A 20,273-nucleotide genomic window follows, 5' to 3' on the forward strand; every position below is an offset into this window, starting at 1 on the left:
TTTCATGGCATACCCAGGCGGCGGCAACGGCTGGCCGGAGCAGCAACCGCAGCAGCCCTATCAGCAGTACCCACCGCAGCAGGGATACCCGCAGGATCCCCAGCAGCAGTACCAGGGTTACCAGCAGCAGGGGTTCCAGCAGTTCCCGCAGCAGACGTACCAGGGTTTCGCGCCGGAGCCGCCGAAGGGCGGCAAGAAGGGCCTGTGGATCGGCCTCGGCGCGCTCGTGCTGGTCATCGCCGTCGGCGCCACGCTCTTCTTCGTCCTGCGTGACGGCGAAGAGCCGCAACCCCAGGCGGCACCGCCGTCCTCCTCCGCGCCCGCGCCGCCGCCGTCGTCGTCCTCGGCGACGAAACCGCCGTCGACGAGCAGCGGCGCGCCGAAAGACAACAAAGTGCCCTCGACGACGCCCGGCTGGCAGGGGATCCTGTCGGTCAAGGACAAAACCGCCTACGACCTGCCCGCGTCGGGCTGGGAGACCGAGCCGGGCCAGATCGTCGGCTACAACGAGGGCGAATTCAAGATGGTCATCCACGAGGCGTCGACGTACAAACTCGGCGCCTGCCCGGAGGTCCGCGGGTCGAACCGCGGTGTCGTCGGCTTCGCCACCGCGGACCAGATCCCGGTCGAGAACGCCGCCCGTGGCGCCGTCCGGCTCTGGATCCAGGCCGCCACCGGCAAGCCCGAAGTCCCGCTGCCCGACATCACGCAGGTGCCGATCGCGGGCGGCTCGATCCAGGCGGTCAGCTCGACGGGGACGTTCACCCCGGCCGAAACCGAGGAATGCCGCGCCCCGAGCGTGAAGGTCACCTCCGCCGCGTTCAAATCCGGCGACCAGACCATCTGCTTCGTCATGGCCATCGACCAGGGCACCCCGGACGCGCTGACCGAGCCGGACGCCCAGAAGATCCTCGCGAGTCTGAGGCCTCAGCAATGACCGGCCCCGGTGAGCGGATCGACGAANNTTCGTCGATCCGCTCACCGGGCAACCGCTCGAAACCGAAGCCGAACAGACGATGCCGCTCCCGGTCGTCCGGGACACCGTTCCGCCGCGCCGCCGCCTGCGTCTCAGGCCGACGCTGGGAATCCTCGGGCTGGTACTCGTCCTCGCCGTCGGCACCACCGCCACGTATCAGGCCAAGACCGCGCCGCCGCCGTCCGCCCACGATCTCGTCCTGCCCGACCCCGTGCCCGTCACCCGGATCGAGCCGGTGATCGCGGGCTGGCAACCGGTGCTGTCCGACGATCACCCGCTCGTCTACGACGTCCCGCCGGACTGGAAGCTCGAAGAGCCCGACGTCGCCATCGGCTACGAAACCCCGTCCGGCGACCTCCTCACCTTGCAGGGCGTCGCGCGGTACCGGCACGCCTTCTGTCCCGGCTCCGATCTCTCGGCGCGCGCGATGGCGGGGTTCACCACCATCGACGAGGGCGAGGTCGGCGGCCTCGCCCAGGCCGCCGAGGAGACGACGATCCGCTGGGCCGAAGCGGCGTACGGACACGGCCCGAAGACGGAGATCGGCAAGGCAGGGCCGGTGCCCGTCCTGGACGGCGGGACGACCGCCACCGCCGTGACCACCACCGTCGTCCCCGCCCCGGACGGGCCGTGCCCGGCGCCTTCGGTCGCGATCACCGCGATCGCCCTCCCGCTGCGCGCGCTGCCCGGATCGGGCCGCTACCACGTCCTTCTGGTACTGGCGGACCAGGGGATCCCCGGTGCGATAGCCAGCAGCGTCGTCCTCAAGATGGGTGAGAGCATCCGTCGCGAGTAGCACTCCCCTAAGGGAAATATGGGTCCCGTGCCGGATGTGTCCAGGCACCTCCCGCCCTTAATTTGAATTCCATGCCAAAAGGGGGAAGCGGGACGGCCGCGCCGGGCCGGATGCGCAAGATCACCACGGTGCTGAGGCACCGGCTGCCTTTCACGAGCCTCGTCACGTTGACCATGCTCGCGCTCGCCTTGGCCACGGGCGCGCTCTGGTCGGCGGCCGAGGACCGCGCGGTGTACCCGTACATCGCGTATGGGCTGCCGTCGCTCGAAACAGGCCGGTGGTGGACCTTGTTCACCGGACCGCTGTTCGCGGTCGTCCCGCTGTACTACCTGCCGATGGTGCTCAGCTTCGCGTTGTTCGCCGGGTTCGCGGAATGGCGGCTCGGCACGCGCCGGGCGATGACCGTCGCCATCGGCGGCCAGTTCGTCAGCGTGCTGGTGGCGGTCCAGTTCCTGGCCCTGAGCCGCAATTCCGGCTGGGAATGGGCGGAACGCGTCGCGGGCAGCCTCGACGTCGGGTTCTCCGGCGGCGCGCTCGCCGCGGTCGCGGTCGCCAGCGCCACCCTGCGCCCGCCATGGCGTCTGCGCCTGCGCGCCGGGCTGTGCGTCTACGCCGGCGTCGCGATCATCTTCGTCGGCACGCTGGCCGACCTCGTGCATTTCTTCGCCCTCGTCCTCGCGCTGCCGTTCGGGCGGAAGTTCGTCGGTGCCAAGGAATCCTCGCGCGAACGGCGGCCGAGCCTGCGCGAGTGGCGGTTCTACGTGATGGCCGGTCTGCTGGTGCTGACGGTCGCCGAACTGGTGATGTCCTTCGTGCCGGGCAACGGTCCCTTCGGTTCGTCCGAAGAACTTTCGCTGTCCACCTGGGAAGTCGTCGTCCTGTGCCTGATCGTGGTGCCGATCATGAACGGCCTGCGCAAGGGCAGCCAGGTCGCCTGGTGGTGCGCGATGATCCTGACGTCGTTCGTCATCCTCCAGGTGATGGTCTACGGCGGGGTGCTGACGCTCGCGGAGATCTTCGGCGAGGACGCCGGAGTGGTGGACCCGCCGCTGTTCTTCGTGGACAACCTGCTGTGGACGGTCGAATTCGCGCTGCTGGTCTCCTCGCGCGGCGCTTTCCGCGTGCCGTCGCGGCGGAAGCGCCGCCGTCTCGGCCGGATGGGCAACCCCGCGCTGGCGCGCACGCTTCTCAGCCGTCACGGTGGAAGCACACTTTCGTGGATGACGACCTGGCCGCAGAACTCGTACTTCGTGGCCGCGGACGGCAAGTCCTACCTCGCCTACCGGCGCCACGCCGGGGTGGCCATCGCCCTCGGCGACCCGATCGCCCCGGACGGCGCCGCCGACCGGACGATCGCCGAGTTCATCGCGATGTGCGAGAACACCGGTCTCGTCCCGTGTCTGTTCTCCGCCACCGGCGACACCACCGCCAAGACCGAAGAGCTCGGCTGGAAGCAGGTCCAGGTCGCCGAAGACACCCTGATCGAGCTGGAAACGCTGGAATTCCGCGGCAAGCGCTGGCAGGACGTGCGGACCGCGCTCAACCGCGCCAAGAAGGACGGCATCGAGTTCCGGCTCGTCCGGCTGGCCGACCAGCCGCGCGCGGTGATCTCCCAGGTCCGCGCGATCTCCGAGGAGTGGATCGGCGACAAGGGCATGCCGGAAATGGGCTTCACCCTCGGCGGCGTCGACGAGGCGATGGATCCCGAGACCCGGGTCGGTCTCGCGGTGGACGCCGACGGCGTGGTCCACGGCGTGACGTCGTGGCTGCCGGTGTACACCGGTGCGGGCGCGATCGGCGGCTGGACGCTCGACGTCATGCGCAAACGCGCGGACGGTTTCCGTCCGTCGATGGAGTTTCTGATCGCGTCGTCGTGCCTGGCCTTCCGCGAAGAAGGCGCGAAGTTCGTTTCGCTGTCCGGCGCTCCCCTGGCGAGCTCCGGCGAACCGGCGCACGCCGTCGAGCGGGTGCTCGACGCGCTCGGCACGATGATGGAGCCGTTCTACGGCTTCCGTTCACTGCACGCGTTCAAGGCGAAGTTCCAGCCGCGCCACGTGCCGCTGTACCTCGCGTTCCGCGACGAGGCGGATCTGCCGCGGATCGGGATCGCGCTCGGCCGGGCGTACCTGCCGAACACCGGCCTGCTGCGGCTGGCGAAGCTCGCGAGGTCGGGCAAGAAGCCTCAGCGCAGGGTCGAAGGCGGCGGCGTGATGGTCTTGCGGTCGGCTTCCGGGACACCCCGGTAGGTCTTGAGGATCTTCAGGATCAGCTCCCGATCCGCTCCGCCCGGCGCGTCCTGGCCCGAATAGACGGCCAGGGCCGCCGAGGCTTCGCCGAGCTGGGGCGCGATCACGCCGACCAAGGCGCGGTGGGCGCCGCACGCTCCCGGCGGGGTGACGACCTCCGCGAGGACGATGCTCGCGGGGACCTTCTTGCCGGTACCGAGCGTGAACTCGGTCGTCTGGGGCGGTTCCGCGGTGATCTTGGCCGTCAGCGGGCCGTTCTCGGGGTTGTAGGCGCTGACGGCGAGGTCGTCGGCCGCCTTCTTCGCCGCGGCGGCGGGGTCGGCGAGCTTGATGTTCGCCACGCCACTGCCGCCGAGCCTGCTTCGCTTCTCCTGCGGGCAATAGCCTTCCCCGACGAAGGCGCTGGCGACCATGGTGATGCCCGGGACCTGGGTGCCCTTCTCCCAGCCGTGGATCGTGCCGGGTTTCGGCGTCCAGTTCGGCGGGACGTCGTAGGCGTAGACGCCGTCCTTCCCGGCCACCGACTGCCAGCCCGCGGTCACCGGCGGCGCGACGACCCGAGGCGAAGGCGTGTAGACGATCGGGGCCCTGGTCGTGGGCGCGCTGCTCTCCGACGACCGGTCACCGTTGTTCGCGAGCGCGGCCACCGCGATGACGCCGATCGTCGCGAAGAAGCCGTACATGGCCCTTCGCCCGCTCCGCGACATCGGCTGCTTCGCGGGCTTCTCCGGCTCTGGCTCAGGCGCCGGGGTCTCGGACGCGGGCGTGTAGCCGGACGAGTCCGAGGGCTGATAGCCCCCGAACCCGTCCAGCGCCGCGTTGTCCTCGTAGCCCGGGGAGTCCCCGCGCTTTTTGCCGAACATTACGAACGGACGAGCTTGACCAGGTGCTCCACGACCGCGTCGACGGCGATCTCCTCGCGGTCGCCGGTGCGGCGGTCCTTGACCTCGACGACCCCGTTCGCCAGGCCGCGCCCGACGACGAGGATCGTCGGCACACCGACGAGTTCGGCGTCCGCGAACTTCACGCCCGGGGTGGCCTTGCGGTCGTCGAGGACGACCTCGATCCCGGCGGCGTCCAGTTCGGCGGCGAGCTTCTCCGCACCGGCGGCGACCGTCTCGTCCTTGCCCGCGATGACGACGTGCACGTCGAACGGCGAGACCTCGCGCGGCCAGACGATGCCGAGGTCGTCGTGGTTCTGCTCGGCGAGCACGCCGACCAGCCGTGAGACGCCGACACCGTACGAACCCATCGTGATGCGGATGGGCTTGGAGTCGGGGCCCAGCGCGTCGAGCTCGAACGCGTCCGCGTACTTGCGGCCCAGCTGGAAGATGTGCCCGATCTCGATACCGCGCGCGGCGACCAGGGTGCCCTTGCCGTCGGGCGACGCGTCGCCCTCGCGGACCTCGGCGGCCTCGATCGTGCCGTCACCGGTGAAGTCGCGGCCCGCGACCAGGTCGACCACGTGGTGGTCGCGCTCGTCGGCGCCGGTGACCCAGGCGGTGCCGTCGACGACACGGGGGTCGAGCAGGTAGCGGACACCGTTGTCCTTCAGCGCCTTCGGGCCGATGTAGCCCTTGACGAGGAAGGGGTTCTTCGCGAAGTCGGCCTCGTCGAGCAGCTCGAACTCGGCGGGCTCGAGCGACGCTTCGAGACGCTTCGGGTCGACCTCGCGGTCGCCGGGGAGGCCGATGGCCAGCAGCTCCCACTCCTTCGCGCCCGGCTGGCGGGTCTTCACCAGGACGTTCTTGAGCGTGTCCGCGGCGGTGAAGGTGCGGCCGAGATCGGCGTTGTTGAGGAACGCGACCAGGGACTCGATGGTCGGGGTGTCCGGCGTGTGGTGGACCTTCGCCTCGGGCAGGCCCTCGATCGGCTTCGCCTCGGGAGCGGGCGTGGTGACCGCTTCGACGTTGGCCGCGTAACCCGATTCGGTGCTGCGGACGTAGGTGTCCTCACCCGTCTCGGCGACGGCGAGGAACTCCTCGGAGGCCGAGCCGCCCATCGCGCCGGAGGTCGCCTTCACGACGACGTACTCGATGCCGAGCCGGTCGAACAGCTTGGTGTAGGCCTGGCGGTGCAGCTCGTACGACTTGCTCAGGCCCTCGTCGTCGAGGTCGAAGGAGTAGGAGTCCTTCATGACGAACTCGCGCCCGCGCAGGATGCCGGCGCGGGGGCGCGCCTCGTCGCGGTACTTCGTCTGGATTTGGTACAGGACGACCGGGTAGTCCTTGTACGAGCTGTATTCACCCTTCACGGTGAGCGCGAAGAGCTCTTCGTGCGTCGGGCCGAGGAGATAGTCCGCGCCCTTGCGGTCCTTGAGGCGGAACAGGGCGTCGCCGTACTCGGTCCAACGGCCGGTGGCCTCGTAAGGCTCCTTCGGCAGCAGCGCGGGGAACTGGATCTCCTGCGCGCCGATCGCGTTCATCTCGTCGCGGACGACGTTCTCGATCCGGCGCAGCACCCGCAGGCCCAGCGGCAGCCAGGAGTAGCCACCCGGGGCCACCCGGCGGACGTAGCCGGCGCGTACCAGGAGCCGGTGGCTCGGTACCTCGGCGTCCGCCGGATCCTCACGCAGGGTGCGAAGGAACAACGACGACATCCTGGTGATCACTTCTGGGCTCCTCGCTGGAATTACGTGCTTAGACGTTCTGCGCAGCGTAGTCACCCCGCCCCGGGCCGGTTCAACCGGTTATCGCGGGCGCCCGGTTTTGTCGGTGGGCGCCGCTAGCGTGCCGTCATGGGCATCGAACTGGGCATGATCACGATCGACTGCGCGGATCCGCGCGGGCTCGCGGCGTTCTGGACGAAGGCGCTGGAGGTCGAGGTGGATCAGGACCACGGCGGCGAGTTCCTGATCCTGCACGCCAAGAAGGAGAACGGGCCGGTGTTCGCCTTCCAGCGGGTGCCGGAGGAGCGGGCCGGCAAGAACCGGGTCCACGTGGACTTCGGGACCGACGACATGGAGAAGGAGGTGGGACGCCTGATCGGACTGGGCGCGAAGAAGCTCGACGAGCACAAGATGCCGGGTTTCGCCTGGACGGTGCTGGCCGATCCCGTCGGCAACGAATTCTGCGTCGCGACCCACGAGGGCTGACGGAGGTCGCGATGGCCAGAATGGCGGCATGACGGAGCGAGCCATCCTGCCCTGGTCCGACATCGAGCTGCCCGAAGGGCTGAGCGCGCGGCTCTACGACGGCTTGGGCCCGCTGCCGGACGAGGGTCTCGATGACGTCGAGGTCTACGTGCTGCCGTACGACACCGGCGCCGAGCCGATGAAGCTGCTCTCCCGGCTTCCGTCGTTGAAGCTCGTGCAGTCGTTGTCGGCCGGGGTGGAGAAGCTGATCCCGCTGGTGCCGGCGGGTGTGAAGCTGGCCAACGGCCGCGGCCTGCACGACCTGAGCGTGGCCGAGCACGCGCTGGCGCTGATCCACGCTTCGCAGCGGGATCTGCCGCGCTGGTTCGCGCAGCAGGCGACGGCGTCGTGGGATCGCGAGCACACGCGCTCGCTCGCCGACAGCCGGGTGCTGCTGGTCGGCCACGGCTCGATCGGCCAGGCCGTCGAGCGGCAGCTGGTCGCGGCCGAGGCGATCGTGACCAGGGTGGCGAGCACGGCCCGGCCCGCGGAGCGGGTGCACGGCGTCGGCGAGCTGGCCGAGCTGCTGCCGTCCGCCGACATCGTGGTGCTGATCCTGCCCGAAACGCCCGCGACGATGGGTCTGTTCGGCGCCGCGGAACTCGCCGCGCTGCCGGACGGCGCGCTGGTGGTGAACGTCGGGCGGGGCTCGGCGATCGACACCTCGGCGCTCACGGCCGAGACCGTCTCCGGGCGGTTGCGCGCCGCGCTCGACGTCGTCGACCCGGAACCGCTGCCCGCCGGGCATCCGCTGTGGAGTTCGCCGGGCGTGATCATCACGCCGCATATCGCGGGCGGGTCGGCGTCGTTCTACCCGCGCGCGAAGCGGCTGGTCGCCGAGCAGCTGCGCCGATACGCCGCCGGGGAAGAGCCGCTGAACCTCGTGAGTGGTTAGAAACCGCCCCGCAGTGCCGCCACCCGCGCTCGAAGCGTTGCGAAAGCCACTTTCGCAACGTTGAAGGTTGCGAAAGTGGCTTTCGCAACGTGATCGGTGCCCCGATGCCTCGCCAGATCCGGGGCGGTAAGGCGAACAGAGCGCCAAGTCGCGAAGGGGCCTTTCGCCGCATCGGACGCAGTGAAAGCTCCCTTCAGCCCAGCTGACGACCACGGATTGCTCGGGTCGAGGAGCTTGATCAAGGTCCAGAACCGCCGCCGAGCCGCTCACGAGCCGCCCAGGCGCTACTGCCAGTGGGTCCGGTAAGCGAGCCACTCCCGCATCGCACCCGCGAGACGGCGCTGCGCCGCACGCACCCCCGTCGTCGCGGGCGGTTCCGGCAACCGGCAAGCGCGTTCGGCGTGCCCGGCCAGTGCGACACCGAAAGCGGTGACCGCCCAGACCGGGATACCGGTCAGCACCGGGCGGCGCCGGAGCAGCCGGTCGACGTCGGCGGGCTCGTGCCCGGCGTCGAGCAGGTACGGGACGAGCGCGACCAGATCGAGCCAGCCCGCGCCCCTCGCCGGATAGCGCCAGTTCGTGACGAGCACCCGGCCCGGCCCGGTCCGCACCAGGTATTCGGGCTGGATGTCGTTGTGCAGCAACGTGTCCCCGGCCGACCAGGGATGCCACGACGTCTCCAGCTGGACGAGCCGGTCGAGATTGCGGACGGCCCATTCGTCGAGGTCGCCGGGGCGTTCCTTCGCGAGTTCGTGCCAGCCGCGCAGGAGCGGGCCGAGATCGTCGAGCGCGTCCGGCACGTCGGGCAGCGGGCACGGGGTGAGCGTGCGCCCGAGCGCGCCGAAGGTGGCCAGCACCGCGGAGAGGTCCGGCGATCCTGGGCGCAGGTTCGGCCTGGTGCCGTCGAAGTCGGCGAACACGAGCACCAGCCATTCACCGTCCACAAAGGACAGTAGCTTCGGCGTCGGCGCTTCCGGGGGAAGCCGTCGCGCGATGGCGGCCTCCGTCCGGTAGCCGCCCGCGCGCGGGCTGCCCGCCGGGATCGCCTTCAGGAAGACCCAGCGGTGACCGCGTTCGAGTTCGAGCCGCGCCGAGACACCGCCGTCGAATTCCGGGGTCTGCCACAACGAACGACGGACCATCGACCCGAGCTCACGCTCGACGGCGTCACGCGTCGCCGAGGGGAGGTCGTGCCAGCCGAGGCGTGCGGAAACCGGCAACGCCCTACCACCCCCAGCGATCTCTCCGAGAAGATCGACTGTACCGAAATCCACCCTTTCGGGTGGCAACCGGTCAGGTCGGAACGGGCTTCACGTACCCGGCCCAGCGCTGGAACTCGCTGAACCCGACCCGTTCGTAAACCCCGAGAGCGCGGTGCGTGTTGTCCTGGTCGACGTTGAGCGAAGCCCGCTGGAAACCCTTGGCCTTGGCCTGGACGAGCGTGTGCCCGAGCAGCGCACCCGCGATCCCGCGCCCGCGAAGGCTCGCGTCGGTCGCGACGTGGCTGACGTACAGATCCTTCACGCCGGTGGCCGCCGTATCGGAGGCGAAGTGGGCGCTCAGCACCATCGCGACCACCCGGTCCCTGTCCGGGCTCAGCAGCAGGAACGACAGGTGCGGCTGGAAGTCCTTCGCACCGACGACCAGATGCCGCCAGGCCTCCGGGGACTGCTCCGTGCTCCCCCAATGGTCGGCGAAGGTCTCGTTACGGGACCGCAGCGTGAGGGCTTCGTACTTCTGCTCGTACGCGACGAGCGGGAACTCCTCGGGCAGCGGTTTCGCCGGCGGGATCGAGCCGAGGTCGGCTCGCATGTCGACGAACCACCGGGCGTGCGCGTACCCGCCCTTCACGAGTACCTCGGAGAGCCAGCGCTGTTTGGTGTTGGCCGCGGCGTGCAGTTCCAGTGGCACGTCCGGATGGGACTTCGCGTGGAGTTCCTTGCCCGCTTCCTCGAACCAGCCGATGAGGTGCGCGGCGATCGCGTCGTCCCGGTGAGCGGGGTGGACGAGCGTCTCGACCCGCATCATGTGCACCGGATCCGCCGCGTCGCGCTTGCGGAGCAGACCGTAGGCGACCAGCGTGTCGCCGTCCCACGCGCTCGTGGACGCGGTCGGCAGGTCGACGGTCGGCGTACCGATCTCTTCGGCGAGATCCTCCGCGCTGTAGTGCTCCTCGATCGGCTCGACACGCTCCGCCTCGGCGAAGGTCTCGGCCAGTCGCGGCATGTCGTCCATGGTCAGCGGGCGCCAGGTCAGGCTCATGCGGACGAGGCTAAGCCCGCGCCTCGGGGTGACGCACCCCATTTAGTTACGCTTCCGTGGTGCTCGTGCTCCTCCCCCCTTCCGAGACCAAGGCCGCCGGCGGCACCGGCGCGCCGCTGGACCTCGACGCGCTGTCGTTCCCGGAACTGAACCCGGTCCGGGCAAAGCTGGCCGACGCGCTGGCAGAGCTGGCGGGTGACGTCCCGGCCAGTGTCGCCGCGCTCGGTATCACGCCGCGGCAGGCCGACGAGGTCGCGCGCAACGCCGAACTGTGGACCTCGCCCACGATGCCCGCGCTGCGCCGCTACACCGGAGTCCTTTACGACGCGCTCGACGTGAAGTCCTTCACCAAGGCGACGCTGGCGAAAGCCGAGAAGCGCCTCGCCGTCGCTTCGGCACTGTTCGGAGTGGTCGCGGCCACCGACCCGATCCCCGCGTACCGGCTTTCCGGCGGCAACGCCCTGCCGTCGCTGGGGACCGTCCGCAGCGTGTGGAAACCGATCCTCGAACCGGTGCTCCAGGGCATCGACGGTCTCGTCGTCGACCTGCGTTCCGGCACCTACTCGGCGCTGGCGAAGCTCCGCCCGGACGCGGTGACCGTGCGCGTCGTGACCGAGGACGCGAAGGGCAACCGGACCACGGTGAGTCACTTCAACAAGGCGTACAAGGGACGGCTGGCGGCCGAGCTGGTGAAGTCCCGCAGCGAACCGTCCACTGTGGAACAACTGATGCGCGTGCTGTCGAAGGCCGGTCTCGACGTCGAACGCACCGGTGACCACAGTATCGAGCTGCTGACCGGCGACGGAGCGCATTAGTTCCGTACCCCTACGGGCTTCTTCCTCGGTTGTTCCTCCAGGCGCGGATGCGGAAAGTGATTTCCAGCCACCTGGAAAGGAACCACCGTGAACAGAAGACAACGGCTACTGGGGATCGCCACCGCCACCCTCGGCTGCCTCTCGGTCCTCCTGCCCGCTCCGGCGGCCGCCGCGAACCTGCCCGCCGTCACCCCGACTGATCAAGCGGTCGTCCCCGGTGGACTGCACACGAACTCCATCGGCGGCACCCCCGCCTCGGTCAAGGACCACCCGTTCATCATCGCGGGCCTGCGCGAGGGCGGGACGCGACCGCAGGGGCAGACCTGCACGGGCTCGGTCGTCGCGCCGCGCAAGATCCTGATCGCCGCGCACTGCAAGGACGCGGCCGGTGAGAAGTCGTTCCTCTACGGGCTCGACGACCTGAACGCCGGTGGCGGAACGCGGATCGGCGTCGTCAGCTACGAAAAGCACCCGAAGTACGTCAACTTCGACCAGGGCTACGACGTCGCGGTGGTCACCACCGACGCCGACATCCCGGTGCCGGGCGGCCAGTACGCGAAGGTCGCGACGTCGGCCGACACGGGCCTGAACCAGCCGGGCAAGTCCGGGCTGGGCCTCGGTTACGGCAAGAAGGACCACAACGACGACACCCGCAACGTCGAACTGCACAAATTCACCCTGCCGATCGTGCAGGGCAGCAACTGCAACGGCGTCGGCGCGGGCTTCAAAGACGCCACGATGATCTGCAGCGGCTACAGCGACGGCCGCGTCACGATCCTTCCGGGTGACAGCGGCGGGCCGCTCATCGTGGACGGCAAGATCGTCGGCGTCGCGTCGTGGAGCCGTAGCGACTTCAAGTGGTACAGCGTGTACGGCAGGCTCAACAACGAGATGGGCGACTGGGTCAAGCAGCAGATCGGCGAGCCGCAGAACCCGGAGAAGTTCTCGCTCGGGGTGACGCCCTCCTCGCTCAAGGTCGAGCCTGGCAAGTACGTTTCGGCCACGGTGACCAGCAAGCCGGGCAAGAACGGCGCGGAGAAGGTGGACCTCAGCGCATCGGGGCTCCCGGAAGGTGCGACGGCGACGTTCCAGCCCTCGTCCATCACCTCGGGTGAATCCGCGAAGGTGAGCATCGAGGTTCCGGCCGGGACGGCCGAAAAGGATTACGCGGTCACGATCTCGGGCAAGGGAACCACCGACACCGCGACCACGAACCTGACCCTGACCGTCGGCGACGGCGCGCCGCAGCCCGGTGACCTGAAGGTGGGCTTGAGCCCCACCAGCGGAACCTCGCAACCCGGTTTCTTCAGCAACGTCATGGTTTCCGCCACCGGAGGCACGGGCACGATCACGCTGTCGGCGTCCGGGCAGGGGTTGCCGTTCGCCCCGTTCTTCAACCCGAAGACGATCTCGAGCGGCGGCAGTTCGACCATGCAGGTCGTCGCGCCCTTCCAACGGGGCACGTATCCGGTGACCGTCACCGCGACGGACTCGACGGGCAAGACCGCCACCGCCACCTACACCCTCACCGTCCAGTAGCGAGTGTCATGAAAGGGTCGTTCAGGACATGTTTCGTCCTGAACGACCCTTTCATGACGTTTCAGGATCGGGCCAGCACCGCCATCGCGGCGTTGTGCCCGGGAATACCCGAGACGCCACCGCCCCGCACGGCCCCGGCGCCGCAGAGCAGCACCCGCTCGTGTGCCGTCTCGACGCCCCAAAGCCCGACCTGAGCGTCGTCCACGGCATAGGGCCACGAGAGATCCCGATGGAAGATGTGTCCCGCGGGCAGCCCCAGCTCGGCTTCGAGATCCAGCGGCGTTTTCGCCTCGACGCACAACCGGCCGTCCGGCGCGCGCAGCACACAGTCCTCGATCGGCTCGGCCAGTACACTGTCCAAAGAGGACAAAGTCGCGCGCAAAGCCTCGTCACGCGCGGCATCGTTGCGCCCCTCGAACAGGCGGGCGGGCATGTGCAGCCCGAACAACGTCAGCGTCTGCACTCCGGCGGCCTGTTCGGCCGGGCCGAGGATCGACGGGTCGGTCAGCGAGTGACAGTAGATCTCGCACGGCGGCAACGACGGGATCCGGCCCGCGGCGGCCTCGTCGTAGGCCGTCGCCAACTGCTCGTAGCCCTCGTTGACGTGGAACGTCCCACCGAAGGCCTCCCGCGGATCGACACCCGAATCGCGCAACCGCGGCAATCGTGACAGCACCATGTTCACCTTGAGCTGCGCGCCTTCCGGTGCTTCCGGCGACTCCTCTCCCAGCAGCCGCGCGAGCGTCCGCGGCGCGACGTTGGCCAGCACGTGCCCGCCACGCACTACGAACTCGTCGTCGCCGCGCCGGTAGCGCACTGTGCCACCGGGGTCGATCGACGACACTTCGGCGCCGGTCGTCAGCCGTGCCCCGGCGGAAGACGCGGCCGACGCGAGCGCCCCGGTCACCGCGCCCATCCCGCCCACCGGCACGTCCCAGTCGCCGGTCCCGTTGCCGATCACGTGGTAGAGCAGGCAAAGGTTCTGCCGGAAATCACCGGCTCCGGCGAAGGTGCCGATCAGCGCGTCGGTCAGGACGACGCCGCGCACGGTGTCGTCGCCGAACATCCCGGTGAGCGTTTCCGAGATCGGCCGTTCGAACAGCGCGTACCACGCCTGGCGCTCGATTCCCGAGCGCAGCTCCTCCTTGGAGACCAGCGGCTCGGTCAGAGTGGGGAAAGTCCGTTTCGCGACCTGGGACGTCATCGCGTAGAACCGTTGCCACGCCTCGAAGTCCTTTGTGGACCCGGTGAGCGCGGAGAACGACGCCGCGGTCCGGCCGTCGTCGCCCGTGTCGACAAGGAGACCGCCGTCGCCGACCGGGGTGTACGACGACATCCGCCGCCGCCGGAGATCGACGCCGAGCCCGAGCTCCGCGACGATCTTGCGGGGCAGCAGGCTCACCAGGTACGAGTACCGCGACAGCCGGACGTCGACGCCGGGGAACGCCCGGAAGGAGACCGCCGCGCCGCCGACCTCGTCGCGCCGTTCCAGCACGAGCACCGAGCGGCCGGCCCTGGCCAGGTAGGCCGCGGCCACCAGTCCGTTGTGCCCGCCTCCGACGATCACGGCATCGTAGGACTCCATCAAGCCTCCCAGCGAAAACGACAGTGCGCCGCGGCCATCGTGACCGCGGCGCACCACCGTTCGCAAGGACTCAGAAGGTGATGGAGAAACCTTCGATCGTCCCGGTGTCGAACCGGTAGACGTCACGGACCCGCAGTTTCCAGGTCCCGTTCGCCGGTTCGGACGAGGCGTTCACCGTGTACGACGTGTGCACGCCGCTCGCCTCGCCGATCCCTCCCGCCTGCTTGAGGCCGAACACCGCACCGCTCGGCCCGATCAGGTCGATCGCCAGGTCACCGGTGTAAGTGTGCGCGATGTCGACCTTGACCGGCAGCGTCGCCGACGCCTTGCCGTCGCAGCCTTCCTGCGTCACCGAACTGGTCACCGCGTCACCCGCGTCCGGAATGGACACCGGTGTCGTGTTGGATTTGGCCCCGCACGTCGGGGTGGGGCCACCGCCGCCGATGAACGACACGTTCAGCAGCTTGTTGACCGTGCCGGACGGCAGTCCCTTGAGCACGCCGTCGGAGGCGTTGTTCACCAGCGCGTCCCGCGTCTGCTGCGCGGTGGCGCCGGAATTCGCGGCGAGGTACAGCGCCGCCGCCCCGGCCACGTGCGGCGTGGCCATCGACGTCCCGCTCATGTTCGCCGAACCACCGTTGGACGTGGACAGCGACGTGATGTTGCTGCCAGGGGCGAAGATGTCCACGCACGAACTGTGATTGGAGAACGAGGACTTGTTGTCGCTGCTGTCCGAGGCGCCGACCGTGATCGCCTCGGGAATCCGAGCGGGGCTGACGTTGCAGGCGTTCTGGTTCTCGTTGCCCGCCGCCACCACGTAGACGAAGCCCGCCGCGATGGACTTCTTGATGACGTCGTCGCCGAGCCCGACCTGGTCCATCCGCAGGCTCAGGTTCGCCACCGCCGGTTTGGTGCCGTTCGCGGTGATCCATTCGGCCGCGTCGACGATGGCGGAGTCGGGACCGTTGCCCGAACAGTCGTTGCCGAGCACCTTCAGCCCGACCAACTTGACCTTCTTGGCCACGCCGTAGGTCTTGCTGCCGATGGTGCCCGCCGTGTGACTGCCGTGCCCGTTGCAGTCCTTCCCGTTGCCGCCCACGAAGTCCTTGCCGATGGACGCGCGCCCCTCGTACTCCGGGTTCTCCGGGTTGATCCCGGTGTCGAGGTCGTACGCGGTGACGCCCTCGCCCGTGTTCGGATAGGTGAAGCTCTTGTCCAGCGGCAGATTCTTCTGGTCGACGCGGTCGAGGCCCCAGGTCGGATTGGTCTGCGTACCGACGGCACGCGCGGTGCCGTCCTGGTAGACCGCCTTGACCGCCGGGTCGGCCGCGAGCCGCCTGGCCTGCTGCTCGGACATGCCCTTGACGGAGAACCCGCGGAGCACGTTCCTGTACGCCGACCGGACTTCGCCGCCGTAGCGGCCGGTCAGCGCGGCCGAGGACTGCTCGACCGCCATGGTGCCGACATCGTGGAGCACGACGATGTACTGGTCGCCGTAGTGCTGCTTCGCCTGCACGACAACGCCTTCCGCCGGAGCGGCGATGGCGTTGCCCGCGGCGAGCGCGGCCAGCGCGGTGGCCGCGACGGCCACCACACCGGCCCGCACGCCGCGCCGCATCAGAGGCCCGTCACGTTCAGCAGCTTGTTGGTCGAACCGGTGCCCGGGCTCTTCACGACACCGCTGGTGGCGGCGTTGGCGAGACCGGAGGCGACGGCGGCCGGAGTGGCCGACGGGTTCGAGGTCAGATAGATCGCGGCCGCGCCGGCGACGTGCGGCGTCGCCATCGAGGTACCGCTCATCTGCTGGGTGCCGCCACCGTTGCGCAGGGAGGTGATGCTGGTGCCCGGCGCGAAGATGTCGGTGCAGCTGCCGTAGTTCGAGAACGAGGACCGGCGGTCGTCGCTCTGGGTGGCGTTGACGGTGATGGCCTCACGCACCCGGGCCGGGCTGGTGCCACAGGCGTCCGTGTTGGAATTACCGGAGGCCACGGTGTTCGTGATGCCCGCCGCGACCGCGCGGCGCACGGCGGAGTCCACCCCGGAGTCGGCCGGGCCACCGAGGCTCATGGTGAGCACCGACGGGCCCTTGGCGTTCTTCACGACCCAGTCGATCCCGGAGATGATCTGCGAGTACTGGCCGCTGCCCTGGCAGTTCAGCACGCGGACCGAGACGATCTTGGCACCCTTGGCCACGCCGTAGGTGGCGCTGCCGACCGTGCCGGCGACGTGCGTGCCGTGCCCCTGGCAGTCGCGGGCGTCGCTGTCGTTGTCGATGAAGTCGTACCCGCTGGTCGCGCGGCCGCCGAATTCGGACTGGCGGTAGTCGACCCCGGTGTCGAGGACGTAGACCGTCGCCCCGGAACCGGTGTTCGGGTAGGTGTACTTCCTGTCCAGCGGCAGGTTCTTCTGGTCGATCCGGTCCAGGCCCCAGGTCGGGTTGGTCTGGGTGCCGAGCAGATGCGCGACCGCGTCCTGCTGGACGAAGTCGACGTTCGGGTCGGCGGCGAGGCGTTTGGCCTGCGCCTCGGTCATCTTCGCCGAGAAGCCGTTCAGCGCGGCGGTGTAGGTCGCCTTCACCTGGCCGCCGTATTTGGCCGCGAGGCCCGCGTCGCCGCTCTTGAGCGAGACGATGTACCCGTCCGTGACGGCCCCCGGCACACCGGCACCGCGGATCTGTCCCTCGGCGGCCGCGGCCGGTCCGGCGAAGGCCACGGTGGCCGCCGCGCAGGCCCCGGCCAGCACCGCACCCGCGATCCGGTGACGTCGAAGTTCTCCACGCATTTCCTGAGCTCCGTTCACTCGAACAGGTGGTTCGCACCGGCGAAGGTCCTGGCCGGCGCCGTGACGTGCAGTCACGCTGAAATCACTTTCGGGTGGCGGGACCTGCGCGAACAAGCGAGGCAACGGTCCGTAGGACTACGTATCTAATGGCGAAACACACCGTCCCTACGAAAGTCGGGTGACCGTCCGAGCGGGTTCCGTGATCATCGGAACCGCGCTTAAGCTGCGTTCACTCGAACGGTGTGGTTCGTGAAGCGGGGGTGACCCGGCATGGTGATCGGTGGCTGCCGACGCAGGACGAGTTCGCCGGTACTCGTCGGCCGTGAGGCGGAATTACGCGAGCTTCTCGACGGCGCGTTGCGCTCGCCGTCGGTGATCATGCTCGAAGGCGAAGCGGGGGTGGGCAAGACCCGGCTCGCCACCGAGTTGCTGTCCTGTGCCGAATTGGCCGGGCGGCCGGTCCTCACCGCGACCTGCCAGCCGCTGCGTGAGCCTTTTCCGTACGGCGTGGTCTTCGACGCGCTGAAGGACGTCCGCCCGGCGCGTGAGCTCAACCCGGTGACCGGTGTCCTCGCGCCCTACCTGCCCGAGCTCGCGGCCTTCCTGCCTCCGCCGCCACCGCGCCCGGCCGACCCGAGGACCGAACGGCACCAGCTCTTCCGCGCCGTCCGGGAACTGCTCGGCTCGCTGGGCCCGCACGTCCTGCTCGTCGAAGACCTCCACTGGGCGGACGACGGTTCCCGCCGCCTGCTGCGATTCCTGATGACCGAGCCGCCCGCCGGCCTGACGCTCCTGCTCACCTACCGTCGCGAAGAGACTCCCGGCGGCATCCCGCTCGGCAGTGCCTACCGGCCGGCACCCGGTACGGCGCACGCGCTCGTCACCCTCCGGCCGTTGGACCGCGACGGCGTCCAGGCACTGGTTTCCGCACTGCTCGGCGAAACGAGCGTCTCCGCGGAGTTCGCCGCGCGACTGCACGAGCGGACCGCAGGGATCCCGTTCGTGGTCGAGGAGATGGTGCACGCGATCGGCGGCGTCGAAGGCGCGGTGCACGCCGACGGCGCGACCGCGCGGCGTCTGCTCGACACGGTCGAAGTCCCGGCGCTGCTCCGGGAAGCGACGGTCGAACGCCTGATGGCGCTGCCACCCGCCGCCCGCCGGATCACCGAGGCCGCCGCCGTCCTCGGCACACCGTCCACTTCGGACCTGCTGGCCGCCGCGGCCGCGCTCACCCCGGAACGAGCGCGCCGCGCGCTCGTCCTCGCGCTCGAACGCAATGTCCTCGTGGAATCCGGCGAAGGCACGTACGGCTTCCGGCACGCGTTCGCCCGGCAAGCCGCGTACCTCACCATCCCCGGGCCCGATCGCCAGGAACTGCACCGGCGGGCCGCACGGCTGCTGCGCGACCGCCTTCCCCAGTCCCTGGTGCGGCTGGCCGAACACTGCCGGAAGGCGGGCGACCGGGCCGGTGCCCTGAAGTACGGCGAAGCCGCCGCGGATCAGGCGTCGACGGTCGGCGATCTCGCCACCGCGACCGATCTGCTCCGCACCCTGCTCGACGAACCGGGCCTTCAACCGTCCGATGTGGACAGGCTCGCGGTCAAGTTCAGCTCGGTGGCGTGCAACGGGCTCGCGCAGACCGAAGTCGTCCCGGCGCTGGAACGGCTGCTCACCGACGGCAGGCTGTCCGGCCGCCTGAGCGGCGAGGTCCGGCTCGGCCTCGGGCTCCTGCTGGTGCGCCAGGCAGGCGGGCTGGAGGCGGCGAGGACCGAGATCGAGATCGCCGTCAACGACCTCTCCGACCGGCCCGATCTGGCGGGCCGCGGGATGGGCGTCCTCGCCCAGCCCTGGGTAGGCGCGACCCCGCTGCGGGAGCACCGGCGCTGGATGGACCGGGTGGACGAGCTCATCGACCGGGCCACCGACCGGCGGCTGAAGATCATCCTGCTGGCCAACAACGCAGCGTCACGGCTGCACATCGGGGACGCGCGCGGCTGGGACATGCTGGACCGGGCGCCCACCACCGTCGGGTCCGCGGACGAACAACGGCATCTGGCGCGGCTGCACTGCAACAGCGCCGACGCCTGCGCCTGGACCGGTCACCACCGGCGGGCGAGGAGCCTGCTGCGCAGCGGGATGCAGCTCGCCGCCGACTGCGGGGCGCCGTACGTCGTCAGCACCGCCCGCGCGACCGCCGTCCACACCGACTGGCTCACCGGGAACTGGGACGGCCTCGCCGAACGGGCGGACGCGCTGATCGACGAGTACCGCGACCTCCTGCCGGTGACCAGCGAACTGTGCCTGGTGCTGGGCCTGCTCGCCGCCGCCCGCGGCGAATGGGACGAGGCCGCGGCCCGGTTCGCCGGTACCGCGGCCGATCAGCCCGAGAACGCGTTCACCCCGGTCGCGATCGCCGCGCACGCCGGGATGTCGGGGATGCTGCTCGCGCAGGACCTCGGCGAGGCCGCGGTGACACAGGCCGAGAAGGGACTGGAACTCCTGCGCGCCAAGGGTGTCTGGGCCTGGGGTGCCGATCTGGTGATGGCCGCCGTCGACGCCTATTGCGCCGCTGGGCGGGACGCCGAGGCACAAGCGCTGACCGACGAGTTCGAACGCGAGGTCGGCGGCCTCGACGCACCGTCGACCCGGGCCGCGCTTGCCGCGAACCGCGGGCTCGTCGCGGCGTCGCGGGGCGACCACGCGGAGGCGATCGAGGCCTTCGAGCAGGCGCGGACCCGGTTCGAGGCACTCCCCGCGCCCTATCACGCGGCGCTGGTCGCCGAACGGGGCGCGCGCTGCCGCCTGGCCCGCAACGAGGACGTCGCCGAGACTTTCGCGGCGCTCGCGGAGACCTTCGACCATCTCGGCGCCACGCGGGACGCCGCGCGCTGCCGCCACGCCTTCCGGTCGACCGGCGCCGTCGCCCCGTCGCGGCGCGGCCGCCGGGGTTACGGCGACGAGCTGTCCCCGCGCGAGCGCGACGTCGCCCGGCTGCTGGCCGCCGGGCACACCAACCGGGAGATCGCCGAGGTGCTGTTCCTGTCCCGGCGCACGGTGGAACAGCACGTCGCGAGTGTGCTGCGGAAGCTGAAGGTGCGGTCGCGGAGTGAGCTGGCGGGATTGCGGTCGGCCTAGCCGCTTGCCGGAAGTCCGTGAAGGCCTCCTTCACTACCTTCAGGGTAGGCAAGGAGGCCTTCACGGACCTCGGAATCGCCACCCTCAGCCCAGCAACACCACCAGCCCCA

At 69.8% G+C, this 20,273-nt stretch carries 15 protein-coding genes; 8 read left to right on the forward strand and 7 right to left on the reverse strand.

Features of this window, described 5'->3' with window-relative positions; all coding sequences use genetic code 11:
- Positions 1–4: 4 nt before the first annotated feature.
- The 3 genes from AVR91_RS08555 to AVR91_RS08565 all read left to right on the forward strand — a co-directional run bounded on the left by AVR91_RS08555 (position 5) and on the right by AVR91_RS08565 (position 4,018).
- Complete coding sequence (locus AVR91_RS08555) at positions 5–937, forward strand: hypothetical protein (RefSeq protein WP_063273121.1); 933 nt, start codon at positions 5–7, stop codon at positions 935–937.
- 79 nt (positions 938–1,016) lie between these two features.
- Positions 1,017–1,772, forward strand: a complete 756-nt coding sequence (locus AVR91_RS08560) for a hypothetical protein (RefSeq protein WP_228709159.1) — start codon at positions 1,017–1,019, stop codon at positions 1,770–1,772.
- Between the two features lie 71 nt (positions 1,773–1,843).
- Positions 1,844–4,018, forward strand: coding sequence for a bifunctional lysylphosphatidylglycerol flippase/synthetase MprF (locus AVR91_RS08565; protein ID WP_143253934.1), 2,175 nt, complete (start codon positions 1,844–1,846; stop codon positions 4,016–4,018).
- Here AVR91_RS08565 and AVR91_RS08570 read toward each other — a convergent pair.
- Both AVR91_RS08570 and AVR91_RS08575 read right to left on the reverse strand, forming a co-directional pair.
- Entirely contained in the window at positions 3,955–4,881 is a 927-nt protein-coding gene (locus AVR91_RS08570; RefSeq protein WP_063273119.1) for a hypothetical protein, read from the reverse strand. The genes AVR91_RS08565 and AVR91_RS08570 overlap by 64 nt on opposite strands.
- Positions 4,881–6,629 (reverse strand): proline--tRNA ligase, encoded by a 1,749-nt coding sequence (locus tag AVR91_RS08575; protein WP_063273118.1) that lies wholly within the window; start codon positions 6,627–6,629, stop codon positions 4,881–4,883. Before AVR91_RS08575 ends, AVR91_RS08570 begins: the two co-directional genes overlap by 1 nt.
- A 126-nt stretch (positions 6,630–6,755) precedes the next feature.
- On the opposite strand from AVR91_RS08575, the gene AVR91_RS08580 reads away from it, so the two are divergent.
- Both AVR91_RS08580 and AVR91_RS08585 read left to right on the forward strand, forming a co-directional pair.
- Positions 6,756–7,112, forward strand: a complete 357-nt coding sequence (locus AVR91_RS08580) for a VOC family protein (protein WP_063273117.1) — start codon at positions 6,756–6,758, stop codon at positions 7,110–7,112.
- Between the two features lie 28 nt (positions 7,113–7,140).
- Entirely contained in the window at positions 7,141–8,046 is a 906-nt protein-coding gene (locus AVR91_RS08585; RefSeq protein WP_063273116.1) for a 2-hydroxyacid dehydrogenase, read from the forward strand.
- Positions 8,047–8,330: 284 nt separating this feature from the next.
- On the opposite strand, the gene AVR91_RS08590 is transcribed toward AVR91_RS08585, so the two are convergent.
- Both AVR91_RS08590 and AVR91_RS08595 read right to left on the reverse strand, forming a co-directional pair.
- Positions 8,331–9,266: a phosphotransferase family protein gene (locus AVR91_RS08590; protein ID WP_063273115.1), complete on the reverse strand. Its 936-nt coding sequence runs from the start codon at positions 9,264–9,266 to the stop codon at positions 8,331–8,333.
- Between the two features lie 73 nt (positions 9,267–9,339).
- Positions 9,340–10,308, reverse strand: a complete 969-nt coding sequence (locus tag AVR91_RS08595) for a GNAT family N-acetyltransferase (RefSeq protein WP_063273114.1) — start codon at positions 10,306–10,308, stop codon at positions 9,340–9,342.
- A 59-nt stretch (positions 10,309–10,367) separates the two neighbouring features.
- Between AVR91_RS08595 and yaaA the strand changes: the two genes are divergently transcribed.
- Complete coding sequence (yaaA, locus tag AVR91_RS08600; RefSeq protein ID WP_063273138.1) at positions 10,368–11,123, forward strand: peroxide stress protein YaaA; 756 nt, start codon at positions 10,368–10,370, stop codon at positions 11,121–11,123.
- Between the two features lie 87 nt (positions 11,124–11,210).
- The gene (locus AVR91_RS08605; RefSeq protein ID WP_063273113.1) at positions 11,211–12,662 is read left to right on the forward strand and encodes a trypsin-like serine protease; all 1,452 of its coding nucleotides are present in this window, start codon (positions 11,211–11,213) and stop codon (positions 12,660–12,662) included.
- A gap of 61 nt (positions 12,663–12,723) precedes the next feature.
- On the opposite strand, the gene AVR91_RS08610 is transcribed toward AVR91_RS08605, so the two are convergent.
- From AVR91_RS08610 to AVR91_RS08620, 3 genes are all read right to left on the reverse strand, one after another.
- Positions 12,724–14,247 carry a phytoene desaturase family protein gene (locus tag AVR91_RS08610; RefSeq protein WP_063273112.1) on the reverse strand — a complete coding sequence of 508 codons (1,524 nt, stop codon included), beginning with the start codon at positions 14,245–14,247 and terminating at the stop codon, positions 12,724–12,726.
- 70 nt (positions 14,248–14,317) lie between these two features.
- Positions 14,318–15,865 carry a S8 family serine peptidase gene (locus AVR91_RS08615; RefSeq protein WP_063273111.1) on the reverse strand — a complete coding sequence of 516 codons (1,548 nt, stop codon included), beginning with the start codon at positions 15,863–15,865 and terminating at the stop codon, positions 14,318–14,320.
- Entirely contained in the window at positions 15,865–17,028 is a 1,164-nt protein-coding gene (locus AVR91_RS08620; RefSeq protein ID WP_063273110.1) for a S8 family peptidase, read from the reverse strand. Before AVR91_RS08620 ends, AVR91_RS08615 begins: the two co-directional genes overlap by 1 nt.
- Positions 17,029–17,298: 270 nt before the next feature.
- Between AVR91_RS08620 and AVR91_RS08625 the strand changes: the two genes are divergently transcribed.
- A complete protein-coding gene (locus AVR91_RS08625; protein WP_063273109.1) occupies positions 17,299–20,163 on the forward strand; it encodes an ATP-binding protein in 2,865 nt (954 codons plus the stop codon).
- Positions 20,164–20,273: the final 110 nt, after the last annotated feature.

Source organism: Amycolatopsis keratiniphila subsp. keratiniphila (assembly GCF_001620365.2).
Lineage (GTDB): Bacteria > Actinomycetota > Actinomycetes > Mycobacteriales > Pseudonocardiaceae > Amycolatopsis > Amycolatopsis keratiniphila.

Excerpts from the sequence above, each read along its gene's own strand:
- AVR91_RS08555 (WP_063273121.1), top strand. The coding sequence starts at position 5 with ATGGCATACCCAGGCGGCGGCAACGGCTGGCCGGAGCAGCAACCGCAG.
- AVR91_RS08560 (WP_228709159.1), top strand. The coding sequence starts at position 1,017 with ATGCCGCTCCCGGTCGTCCGGGACACCGTTCCGCCGCGCCGCCGCCTG.
- AVR91_RS08565 (WP_143253934.1), top strand. The coding sequence starts at position 1,844 with ATGCCAAAAGGGGGAAGCGGGACGGCCGCGCCGGGCCGGATGCGCAAG.
- AVR91_RS08570 (WP_063273119.1), bottom strand. The coding sequence starts at position 4,881 with ATGTTCGGCAAAAAGCGCGGGGACTCCCCGGGCTACGAGGACAACGCG.
- AVR91_RS08580 (WP_063273117.1), top strand. The coding sequence starts at position 6,756 with ATGGGCATCGAACTGGGCATGATCACGATCGACTGCGCGGATCCGCGC.
- AVR91_RS08585 (WP_063273116.1), top strand. The coding sequence starts at position 7,141 with ATGACGGAGCGAGCCATCCTGCCCTGGTCCGACATCGAGCTGCCCGAA.
- AVR91_RS08595 (WP_063273114.1), bottom strand. The coding sequence starts at position 10,308 with ATGAGCCTGACCTGGCGCCCGCTGACCATGGACGACATGCCGCGACTG.
- AVR91_RS08610 (WP_063273112.1), bottom strand. The coding sequence starts at position 14,247 with ATGGAGTCCTACGATGCCGTGATCGTCGGAGGCGGGCACAACGGACTG.
- AVR91_RS08615 (WP_063273111.1), bottom strand. The coding sequence starts at position 15,865 with ATGCGGCGCGGCGTGCGGGCCGGTGTGGTGGCCGTCGCGGCCACCGCG.
- AVR91_RS08620 (WP_063273110.1), bottom strand. The coding sequence starts at position 17,028 with ATGCGTGGAGAACTTCGACGTCACCGGATCGCGGGTGCGGTGCTGGCC.
- AVR91_RS08625 (WP_063273109.1), top strand. The coding sequence starts at position 17,299 with ATGGTGATCGGTGGCTGCCGACGCAGGACGAGTTCGCCGGTACTCGTC.